General features: G+C 72.8%; 7 protein-coding genes and 1 pseudogene. 6 read left to right on the plus strand and 2 right to left on the minus strand.

Going from position 1 to position 9,845, the window contains the following annotated elements:
- Window positions 1–76: 76 nt before the first annotated feature.
- Window positions 77–433: a HesB/IscA family protein gene (locus AWC18_RS15415; protein ID WP_064999823.1), complete on the minus strand. Its 357-nt coding sequence runs from the start codon at window positions 431–433 to the stop codon at window positions 77–79.
- Between the two features lie 97 nt (window positions 434–530).
- A complete protein-coding gene (locus AWC18_RS15420) occupies window positions 531–1,673 on the minus strand; it encodes a glycerate kinase family protein (RefSeq protein WP_064999824.1) in 1,143 nt (380 codons plus the stop codon).
- Between the two features lie 69 nt (window positions 1,674–1,742).
- Here AWC18_RS15420 and AWC18_RS15425 point away from each other — a divergent pair, with 69 nt between their 5' ends.
- The 6 genes and pseudogenes from AWC18_RS15425 to AWC18_RS21200 all read left to right on the plus strand — a co-directional run.
- Complete coding sequence (locus AWC18_RS15425; RefSeq protein WP_064999825.1) at window positions 1,743–2,417, plus strand: DUF3043 domain-containing protein; 675 nt, start codon at window positions 1,743–1,745, stop codon at window positions 2,415–2,417.
- 19 nt (window positions 2,418–2,436) lie between these two features.
- A complete protein-coding gene (gene cobT / locus AWC18_RS15430; RefSeq protein ID WP_085139287.1) occupies window positions 2,437–3,486 on the plus strand; it encodes a nicotinate-nucleotide--dimethylbenzimidazole phosphoribosyltransferase in 1,050 nt (349 codons plus the stop codon).
- Window positions 3,483–4,223, plus strand: coding sequence for an adenosylcobinamide-GDP ribazoletransferase (locus AWC18_RS15435; protein WP_085139288.1), 741 nt, complete (start codon window positions 3,483–3,485; stop codon window positions 4,221–4,223). Before cobT ends, AWC18_RS15435 begins: the two co-directional genes overlap by 4 nt.
- 410 nt (window positions 4,224–4,633) lie before the next feature.
- Window positions 4,634–6,667: a hypothetical protein gene (locus tag AWC18_RS21700; protein ID WP_165758012.1), complete on the plus strand. Its 2,034-nt coding sequence runs from the start codon at window positions 4,634–4,636 to the stop codon at window positions 6,665–6,667.
- 47 nt (window positions 6,668–6,714) lie between these two features.
- The gene (locus AWC18_RS22235; RefSeq protein WP_165758013.1) at window positions 6,715–8,721 is read left to right on the plus strand and encodes a hypothetical protein; all 2,007 of its coding nucleotides are present in this window, start codon (window positions 6,715–6,717) and stop codon (window positions 8,719–8,721) included.
- Between the two features lie 57 nt (window positions 8,722–8,778).
- Window positions 8,779–9,845 (plus strand): annotated as a pseudogene (locus AWC18_RS21200) (PGRS repeat-containing protein); the annotation flags it as partial.

The following is a 9,845-nucleotide window of genomic DNA, read 5'->3' on the forward strand; positions in this document are numbered from 1 at the left end:
CCACGGTAGCGGCCCGCTACCAGCGGTCCGCCGCCGGGCAGCACAATAATCCCGGCCGCGAGGTGATGTCAGGCGCTCAGTTGAACGAGTCGCCGCACGAGCACGAGCCGCCGGCGTTGGGGTTCTCGATGGTGAAACCCTGCTTGTCGATCTGGTCGGCGTAGCCGATCTCGGCGCCCTGCAGGTACGGCGCGCTCATCCGGTCGACGGTCAGCGTCACACCGTTGAACTCCGCGACCATGTCACCGTCGAGGCTGCGGTCGTCGAAGAACAGGTTGTAGCGCAGGCCCGCGCAGCCACCCGGCTGGACCGAGATCCGCAGGGTCAGGTCGTCACGACCCTCCTGTTCCAGCAGCGCCTTCACCTTGGCCGCAGCCTCGTCGGTCAAGACCACGCCGTGAGACTCGGTGGTCGACTGATCCTGAACAGTCATTGCGTCTCCCTATTGCGGTTGATCATGGGGCGGGTCCGGCCTCAACTGGAGGCGTTCGAACCCACGACAACAACGATACCCTGCGCCAACGTGTTCCCTACCGACGCGGCGAATCGGGCGGATCCGCGGTGGGAGTGCCCTTGATCTGCGCCGCCAGGATGGTGCTGAGCCCGATCAGCTGGTTGGCGGCATCGATCATGGCCAGCCGCACCGAGCCGGCGTAGTCGGCCATCGCCCGGGCGGCCAGCACGCCGGCCGAGCGCAATGCGGGTTCGTCCAGGCTGACCTGCCCGGCCAGTACCAGCACCGGTATCTCCCGCGCCCGGGCCTGCGCTGCCAGTGAGCCGATCACTTTTCCGTGCAGTGACTGCTGATCGAAGTGACCCTCGCCGGTGACCAGGACGTCGGCGTCTGCCAGGGCGGCCTCCAGACCGGTGTGGCGGGCCACGATCTCGGACCCGGATTCGACGGTGCCGCCCAGCGCCAGCACAGCTGCCCCGATTCCCCCGGCCGCCCCGGCGCCCGACGCGGCGCTGGCCTGCCAGCCGGCGGCGGCGTCCAGATCCACCGCCCAGGCGGCCAGCCGGCTCTCGAGCACCGCGACCGTGGCCGGGTCGGCGCCCTTCTGCGGTCCGAACACGCGAGCCGAACCCCAGGGGCCCAGCAACGGGTATTCGACGTCGCAGGCTGCGATCAATTCGACGTCCGCGAGCCGCCGGCGTGCGGCGGCCAGGCCGCCCAGCTCATTGACCATGCCGCGGCCACCGTCGGTGCAGGCACTGCCGCCGAGCCCGATGACGATCCGCTGCGCCCCGGCGTCCAGCGCCGCGGCGACGAGGTGGCCCACCCCCATGCTGTGGGCGAGCAGCGCCGTCCGCGGCGACGGCGGTTCGCCGAGCACCCCCAACCCGCACGCCTGGGCGCATTCCAGATAGGCCGTCTCGGCCGCGGCGTCGAAGACCCATTCGGCGTCCACCGGGTCGTCCAGCGGCCCGCTGACCCGCGCCCGCCGCAGCGTACCCAGCGTGCTGGCCAGCACTGCAGCAAAGCCCGGGCCGCCGTCGGACTGCGGCGCGATGGTCAGGCGGTCATGGGGGCGGCTGCGATGCCAGCCCGTCGAGATGGCGGTGGCGGCCTGCACCGCGGTCAGCGTTTCGCCGAAACAGTCCGGCGCGATCAGGACCCGAAGCGGCCGCACCCGTGAACCGGCCGAGCTGCCGACAAACGGATTATCCGCCATCTCTGCAGGGTATAGAGCCGCGCGGACGGCGAAGCAGACCGGGCGGACCGGGCAAGTAATCTGGCGGGCGTGAAGTTGCCGGGGCGCAGAAAAGACGAGACTCAGTCCGCTGAGTCCGTGGTCTCCGCCGTCTCTGTCGACGGCGACCAGTCGGAGGGTGCCGCCGCCCGCGGAACCGCTCCCAAAGGACGGCCCACCCCGAAGCGCAGCGCCGCGGCCAAGCGGCGCGGCCCGGTGGCGCCGGCTCCGATGACCGCGGCGGAGGCGCGGGCCCGCCGTAAGGCGCTGGCCGGGCAGAAGCTGTCCAAGGAGGAACGCCGCATCGCGAAGGCGGAGCGCCGTGAGCGGATGGCCGACCGCCGCGAACGAATGCTGGCCGGCGACGAGTCAGCGCTGCTGGAACGCGATCGCGGGCCGGTGCGCCGTTACGTCCGCGACATCGTCGATGCCCGGTACAACCTGCTAGGCCTGTTCATGCCGGTGGCGCTGGGTCTGATGCTCCTCATGATGGCCGCCCCGCAGGTCCAGTTCTACATTTCGCCGGCGATGATGCTGCTGATGGTCTCGATGGGCGTCGACGGGGTGCTGGTGGCCCGCAAGGCCACCCGGATGGTCGACGCCAAATTCCCGAACAATGTCGAAAGCCGTTGGAAGCTGGGGCTGTACGCCGCCAGCCGCGCGTCCACGCTGCGCCGCATGCGGGCCCCGCGGCCGCAGGTGCGGCGCGGTGAACGCCTCGACTGAGTTCCCACTCGGCCCAGCGATGGAATTCCCACCGGTCAGCCCGCCCGATGCCGCGGTGGCCGCCGCGGCCCGGGCCCGGCAGGACTCGCTGACCAAACCCGCGGGTTCGCTGGGCCGCCTGGAAGCCCTGTCGGTGTGGGCGGCGGCCTGCCAAGGACAGTGTCCGCCAAGACAATTCGAGCGCGTCCGCATTGTGGTGTTCGCCGGCGATCACGGCGTGACCCGGAGCCGGGTGTCTGCCTACCCCGCGGAGGTGACCGCGCAGATGGTCGCCAACATCGACCGCGGCGGGGCGGCCATCAACGCGCTGGCCGCGATCGGCGGGGCCGGGGTGCGGGTCGTGGACATCGCCGTCGACTCGGATCTGTCCGCGAAGGGCGCCTACAAGGTGCGCCGCGGCAGCGGGGACATCACGAGCGAGGACGCGCTGACCGCTGAGGAGACGGTGGCCGCGCTCGAGGCAGGTCGGCGCATCGCCGACGAGGAGGTCGACAGCGGCGCAGATCTGCTTATTCCCGGCGATATGGGGATTGGGAACACCACGGTCGCAACGACTTTGATCGCCGCGCTCACCGGCGCCGAGCCCGCCGACGTGGTGGGCCACGGGACGGGCATCGATGACGCCGGCTGGGCCCGCAAGACCGCGGCGGTGCGCGACGCCCTGTTCCGCTCCCGGCCACACCGTGCCGATCCTGTTGCGCTGCTGCGCTGCTGCGGTGGTGCCGACTTCGCGGCGCTGGCGGGGTTCTGCGCCCAGGCCGCTGTGCGGCGCACGCCGGTGCTGCTCGACGGCCTGGCCTCGACGGCTGCCGCGCTGGTGGCCGACCGCCTGGCACCGGGGGCCCGGGCCTGGTGGCAGGCCGGTCATCGCTCGCCGGAACCGGCGCACGCGCTGGCCTGCGCGGCGCTGGGCCTCGAGCCGATCCTGGACCTGCAGATGCGGTTGGGCGAGGGTACCGGCGCTGCGGTTGCGCTGCCCGTGCTGCGCGCAGCGGTCGCGGCGTTGTCATCGATGTCGACTTTCGCCGATGCCGGGGTTTCCGGGCCGGCCGAGGGGATCCCGGGGTGATCCGTTCTCTGGCCGCGGCGGTGGGGTTCGCAACGGCCGTGCGCCTGCCCGGAGCTGTCGCCCACCCGCCAGGTCGCGGGGCAATGACCGCGCTGCCGGTGGTCGGCGCCGCGCTGGGCGCGCTGGCGGCCGCCGTGGTGTGGGCGGCCGGATACGCCTTCGGCCCGGGCAGCCCGGTGTCCGGGCTACTGGCCGTGGCGGTGTTGCTGGCCGCCACCCGTGGACTGCACATCGATGGGGTCGCCGACACCGCTGACGGCTTGGGGTGCTCCCGGCCCGCCCCCCAGGCACTGCAGGTGATGCGCGAGGGATCGACCGGCCCGTTCGGGGTGGTCGCGGTGGTGCTGGTGATCGGCCTGCAGGCGACGACCTTCCCGCTGCTGGGCGCCGGGCAGATCGTGCTCGCGGTCTGCGCGGGGCGGGTCGCGGCGGTGTGGGCCTGCCGTCGCTCGGTGCCGGCGGCAGCCGGAAGCATGCTGGGCGCCACGGTGGCCGGGAGTCAGCCGCTGCCGGTCGCGGTCGCCTGGGTGCTGGCACTGGTCGCCGCGGCGGTTCCCGCCGGCTCGGCGCCGTGGCAGGGTCCGGTGGCCGTCGCCTTGGCCCTGGCTTGCGGCGCTGCGCTGGTACATCGCTGTGTGCGACGCCTCGGTGGCATCACCGGTGATGTGCTCGGGGCCGTCATCGAGTGGACGACAACGCTTGTCGCGATAGGGCTCGCCGCGCTGGCCACTGGATGACTGCGCCTTCTTCGGAGCGGTTCAGCGACGCGGCGTTATACCCAAAAAATACTTGTAAAAAATCAGATGGTCATTAATATCGTGATACGTGGGGAAATCTCGATGACGCGCCATCACAGCTACAGCAAACGGAGTCGGGAGTCACGCAAGGCGATGCGCTGGGACGCCGTTGACGACGACCTTGACGACGACTACGCCGCACGGGGTGATCGCCTGGCCGGGATTGGTCACTTGCCGACGCCGAATTTCCGTCCAACCCAGGGGCCTGACTCCTCCCCCGGCACGTAGCACTGCGCCCGCCGCCTGCCCGTGTCCCAAAAATGCAGTAGTCGACTACTGCATGCGCTGCCTGTCCGCCGTCTTAGCGTCTGCGCTTATCGGATCAACAGGCTTCGCAAAGGGAATGCATCATGTCTGGTCAGCGCAACCGCAAACAACGCCACGGCATCCGGCTGGCGGGGCTGGGCAGCGCAGCCGGCGCGGTCCTGACATTCGGCCTGGGACCGGTAGGCAGCGCACCGGCCCAAGCCGATCCGTTCGACTGGATCGTCGACCTGTTCGATCCGGCCGGCTGGTCATGGCTGAACGTCGAGAACCCCACCGACCTCGACCTGGCCGACTGGAGCGGTTGGCTGTCCCGACTGGGCGTTCCAGCCGACCCTGATGCGCTGTTGCCGGCCGCCGCTGACGCCACCCCCAGCTTGGCCCAGTTATTCGACACCTGGATCTACACCCCGATCCACGACGCCGGCCAGGACTGGCTGGCCACCCCATCCGGCATCGCGATCAGCGCCTGGATCAACGACACCTTCGCCAACGGCCACCTGCTGATCGGCAACGGCGCCGACGGCATCGACGGCGGCACCTACGAGCAGGCTATGGGCGGCGTCGGCGGACTGTTGTTCGGCGACGGAGGCGACGGCGGAACCAGCATGGACGGTCTCGCCGGCAACGGCGGCAACGCCGGATTCTTCGGTAATGGCGGAGACGGCGGGGACGGCGGGGACGGCGGGGACGGCAACAGCGGCGGCGACGGCGGCCTCGGCGGCGTCTTCCTGGGCACGGGCGGCGACGGCGGGGACGGCGGGGACGGCGGAATCGGCGGTCATGGCGGCAACGGCGGCGACGCGGTGAGCTGGTTGTTTGGCAATGGCGGAGCCGGCGGTCGCGGCGGCGATGCCTGGACCTCCGATGGCTGGGCGGCGGGCACCTGGGTGCGGGCCGGCGGTGATGGTGGCGACACCACTGCATTGTTGGGCGATGGCGGACCCGGCGGTCGCGGCGGGAACGGCCCCGACGGCGAAGGCACCGGCTACGGCGGCCACGGCGGAGAAGGCGGCGCCGGAGGATGGGGCGGCGGCTCGTGGTTCGGAGTGGCCGGCCGCGGCGGCGACGGCGGTGACGGCGGGAAGGGCCGGAACGGCGGTGCCACCTCCGAGGATGGCGGCAACGGCGGCCGCGGCGGCCCCGGTGGTGATATGGGGTACGGCCTGCTGCCCTCCAGCAGCGCCGGCGCGGGCGGTCGCGGCGGCGACGGCGGCGACGGGAACGGGGCGGGCCATACCGCCGGCCTCGGCGGGTCCGGTGGCCAGGGCGGCACGGCTTACTCCCGAGGAACCGGTGGCGACGGCGGCAACGGCGGCGCCGGGGGGAACGGCATCAACGGTGCGAGCGGCAGCCCCGGTGGCATCGGTGGGACCGGCGGCCAGGGATCCCTCGGTAGCGGTGCGGGAGGCAACGGCGGTCACGGCGGGGCCGACGGCGGCGGCATCGGAGGCGCCGGCGGCATCGGCGCCCCTGCCGCCGCCGAAAGCGAGCTCTGGGGCGCGGGCGGTGGTGGCGGCGGCGGTGTGGGCCACCTCGGCGGTACCGGCGGCGCCGGCGGCAACGGCGGTGCAAGCGGTTCCGGCTACGGCGGACGCGGAGGCACCGGTGGCACCGGCGGAACCGGTGTGGGCATCGGAAGCACCGGCGGCGACGGCGGCAACGGCGGCGCCGGCGGTGAAGGACTGCGTCGCGGGGTCGGCGGAAACGGCGGCAACGGCGGGAACGGCGGGACCGGCGTGGACGGCGGAACAGGCGGCACGGGCGGGACGGGCGGAAGCGGCGGTCGAGCCAGCAGCTCCGGCGCTGGCTGGGACAGGCCAACCGGCGGCCGCGGTGGCGACGGCGGCAATGGCGGAACCAGCCCCGCTGGTGGCACCGGCAGCCGGGGCGGCGACGGCGGCGCTGGAGGTCCCGCCGACCCCGCCACCGACTCCGGCGGGGGGGCCGTAGGCGGCACCGGCGGCCACGGCGGCGACGGTGGATCTCCCGGCCCCAACGGCGACGGTCACGGTGGGGTCGGAGGCAAGGGGTCGGTGAACGGCGACGGGCCCCGCGCCGGCGACGGCGGCGACGGCGGTTTCGACGGCACCCCCGGCACACCCGGGGCGCCCGGATGACGCATCGACATGATCTGCCGCAACGGCCCCGTCTCGAAGGAGCAGTGATGTCTGGTCAGCGCAACAGCAAACAACAGCGCCACGTCATCCGACTGACCGGGCTGGGCAGCGCAGCAGGGGCGGTCCTGGCATTCGGCCTGGGACCGGTGGGCAGCGCACCGGCCCAAGCCGATCCGTTCGACTGGATCGTCGACCTGTTCGATCCGGCCAGCTGGTTATGGCTGAACGTCGAGAACCCCACCGACCTCGGCCCGACGGATCTCGGGCTCTCGCCGGCCGCCGCCGACCCCGATCCCACCCTGGCCGAACTGTTCGACACCTGGATCTACACCCCGATCCACGACGCCGGCCAGGACTGGCTGGCCACCCCGTCCGGCATCGCGATCAGCACCCGGATCAATGACAGCTTCGGCAACGGCCAACTGCTGATCGGCAACGGCGCCGACGGCATCGACGGCGGCACCAACGAACAGGCCATGGGCGGCAACGGCGGACTGTGGTTCGGCGACGGCGGCGACGGCGGCACCGCTGCCGGCGGCTGGGGCGGAAACGGCGGTAACGCCGGACTCTTCGGCGACGGCGGCGACGGCGGCGACGGGGGCATTGGGAACAGCGGCGGCGACGGGGGTGCCGGCGGCGCCTTCCTGGGTAATGGCGGTGACGGTGGGGACGGTGGTCTCGGCGGGCCAGGCGGCAACGGCGGCGACGCCGTGACTTGGTTGTTCGGCAATGGCGGAGCAGGCGGCGGCGGCGGCGACGCCTGGACCTACGGAGACGGCCCCGCGGGCTACCACGGCCCGATGGGCGGTAACGGTGGCAACAGCACCGCGTTGATCGGCGATGGTGGAGTCGGCGGTCGCGGCGGGAACGGTGGCGACGGCTGGGCCGGCGAAGGCACCGGCGATGGCGGCGAAGGCGGAGAAGGCGGCCGCGGCGGGTACGGCGGCAATTCGGTGTTCGGCGTGGCAGGGCGCGGTGGCGACGGCGGCGACGGCGGCAACGGCGGTGCCGGCGGCCCCACCTCCGGGGACGGCGGCACCGGCGGCCGCGGCGGCGACGGCGGTCCGATGGGGTCCGGTCTGCCGTCCTCCAGAGCCGGGGCGGGCGGGCGCGGCGGCAACGGCGGCGACGGTAACGGAGCCGGCCACACCGCCGGTCGCGGCGGGTCCGGCGGCCAGGGTGGCTGGGGCTCCTCCTTCAACGCAGGAACCCTCGGCGGCACGGGCGGCGACGGCGGTGCCGGCGGGAACGGCATCAACGGTGCCAGCGGCAACGCCGGCGGCAGCGGTGGGACCGGCGGCGAAGGAACCCTCGGCGGGGGCGCGGGCGGCAACGGCGGCGCCGGAGGCTCCGACGGCGGCGGTATCGGCGGTGCCGGCGGTATCGGCGCACCCGCCGGTGCCGATTCCCGCATGGGGGCGGGCGGTGGTGGCGGCGGCGGTGTCGGCCACCTCGGCGGGACCGGCGGTGCCGGCGGTAACGGCGGCGCAACCGGTACCGCTACCGGTACCGGCACCGGCGGACGCGGAGGCACCGGTGGCACCGGCGGAACCGGTGTGGGCATCGGAAGCACCGGCGGCGACGGCGGCAATGGCGGCGCCGGCGGTGACGGACTGGAACAGGCGATAGGCGGAACCGGCGGCGACGGCGGCGACGGTGGGACTGGCGTGGACGGCGGAATAGGCGGCAAAGGCGGTAACGGCGGCCGGGGCGGCGACGCATTCGACGACACCTCGGGGAACTACATGGTCGGGGGTATCGGCGGTAACGGCGGCGACGGCGGAACCAGCCCCGCCGGCGGCACCGGCAGCCCGGGCGGCGACGGAGGCGCCGGGGGCTACGCCCACGCGACCTACAGCAGCTCCTCCCAGCTTGGCCAGGGCGGCATCGGAGGCAACGGCGGGAACGGCGGATCTCCCGGTCCCAACGGCGACGGCAGCGGCGGGGTCGGCGGCAAGGGAGCGGACACCACGGGCAGCTATGCGTACAGCGGCGGCGACGGCGGCGACGGCGGTCTCGACGGCACACCCGGCACATCCGGGGCACCCGGATGACGCACTGACATGAACCGCCCAATCCGACAACAACTTCCCCATCTCGAAGGAGCAATCATGTCCGGTCGACGCAACAGCAAACAACACCGCGGCATCCGGCTGACCGGGCTGGGTAGCGCAGCCGGCGCGGTCCTGGCATTCGGCCTGGGACCGGTAGGCAGCGCACCGGCCCAAGCCGATCCGTTCGACTGGATCGTCGACCTGTTCGATCCGGCCAGCTGGTCATGGCTGAACGTCGAGAACACCACTGACCTCGACCTCGCCGACTGGACCAGTTGGCTGTCCCGACTCGGCGATCCGACGGACCTCGCGCTCTCGCCGGCTGCCGCCGACCCCAACCCCACCCTGGCCGAATTATTCGACACCTGGATCTACACCCCGATCCACGACGCCGGCCAGGACGTGCTGGCCACCACAACCGGCATCGCGATCAGCACCTGGATCAACGACACCTTCGGCAACGGCCAGCTTCTGATCGGCAACGGCGCCGACGGCATCGACGGCGGCACCAACGAACAGGCCATGGGCGGCAACGGCGGACTGTGGTTCGGCGACGGCGGCGACGGCGGCACCGATCTCGACGGCAACGGCGGCAACGGCGGGAGCGCCGGGTACTTCGGCGACGGCGGAACCGGAGGTGTCGCGTGGGACAGCCATGTCGGTGGTAACGGTGGGGACGGCGGCATCTTCATGGGCAACGGCGGTACCGGCGGAATCGGCGGCAGCTCCTGGTTGGGACATGGCGGAAGCGGAGGGAACGCGTCCAGCTGGTTGTTCGGCAACGGCGGGGCCGGCGGGGCTGGCGGAGCCGGCGCGGACGGTGGGGGCGACGGCGGCTGGGGCGGCCATGGCGGCAGCACGACTGCGATCTTCGGTGACGGCGGCATCGGTGGCGCCGGCGGGAAAGGCGGCGCAGGTGCCAATGGTTATGCCGGGGACGACGGCTTATGGGGCGGATGGGGTGGAAACGGCGGGGCCGGCGGCGCGTCGTTGTTCGGTGTCGCCGGCGCCTCAGGCAACGGCGGGGCCGGCGGTCGAGGGGGCAACGGCGGCGATGCCAGCGGCGCGGGGTTCGCAGGCCGCGGCGGCGAAGGCGGTAGAGGCGGCGACGGCCAGGTCGGCTC

Origin of the sequence: Mycolicibacter nonchromogenicus (assembly GCF_002101775.1) — a bacterium.
Classification (GTDB): domain Bacteria; phylum Actinomycetota; class Actinomycetes; order Mycobacteriales; family Mycobacteriaceae; genus Mycobacterium; species Mycobacterium nonchromogenicum.

Coding starts and splice junctions, on each gene's coding strand:
- cobT (WP_085139287.1), top strand. CDS start 2,437: ATGGAATTCCCACCGGTCAGCCCGCCCGATGCCGCGGTGGCCGCCGCG.
- AWC18_RS15420 (WP_064999824.1), bottom strand. CDS start 1,673: ATGGCGGATAATCCGTTTGTCGGCAGCTCGGCCGGTTCACGGGTGCGG.
- AWC18_RS21700 (WP_165758012.1), top strand. CDS start 4,634: ATGTCTGGTCAGCGCAACCGCAAACAACGCCACGGCATCCGGCTGGCG.
- AWC18_RS15415 (WP_064999823.1), bottom strand. CDS start 433: ATGACTGTTCAGGATCAGTCGACCACCGAGTCTCACGGCGTGGTCTTG.
- AWC18_RS22235 (WP_165758013.1), top strand. CDS start 6,715: ATGTCTGGTCAGCGCAACAGCAAACAACAGCGCCACGTCATCCGACTG.